The following is a 663-nucleotide window of genomic DNA, read 5'->3' as shown; positions in this document are numbered from 1 at the left end:
CAGCACCCGCTGCAACCGGGCGATCAAAACCTCGATAGAGGCCGCATCAAACACATCGGTGCGGAACTCCACCGCCCCGCCGATCCCGGCGGGCTCACCGTCCCCGGTCCAACGCTCGGCCATCGAGAAGGTCAAGTCCATACGAGCGCTCTGGGTGTCCACCGGGCGCGACGTCACCTGCAGGTCACCCAGGGCCAACCCGGCGCCGAGGCTGTTGTCTTGACCGGCGAAGTTCTGCCAGGCCAGCACCACCTGCACCAGCGGGTGGTGGGACAGGCTTCGGGTCGGGTTGAGCCGCTCCACCAGCACCTCGAACGGCACATCCTGGTTTTCGTAAGCGGCCAGGCTTTGCGCCCGCACCTGGGCCAGCAGCTCGGCCACGCTCGGATCTCCGGTCAGCTGGACCCGCAGCACCGAGGTGTTGACGAAAAAGCCCACCAGGTCGTTGAGCGCGGGGTCCCGCCGCCCGGCGATCGGGAAGCCCACCGCCACATCGGGACTGGCGCTCAGCTTCGACAGCAGCACCGCCAAGGCAGCCTGGATCACCATGAAACTGGACGCGTTGTGCTCCCGGGCCACCCGCGCGATCTGCTGCTGCAACCCCGCCGGCCAGTCCACGGCCACGCTGGCCCCGCGATAGTCGGCCACCGCCGGATAGGGCCG

The 663-nt window shown here is 68.6% G+C and carries 1 protein-coding gene; it reads right to left on the bottom strand.

What is annotated here, in order from left to right; genetic code table 11:
- Positions 1 to 663, bottom strand: a 663-nt coding sequence (locus A5753_RS06900; protein ID WP_156655986.1) for a condensation domain-containing protein, incomplete at both ends; no start/stop codon positions are given.

Origin of the sequence: Mycobacterium sp. 852002-51971_SCH5477799-a (genome assembly GCF_001667145.1) — a bacterium.
Lineage (GTDB): Bacteria > Actinomycetota > Actinomycetes > Mycobacteriales > Mycobacteriaceae > Mycobacterium.
This window is presented reverse-complemented; position numbering and strand designations above follow the sequence as displayed.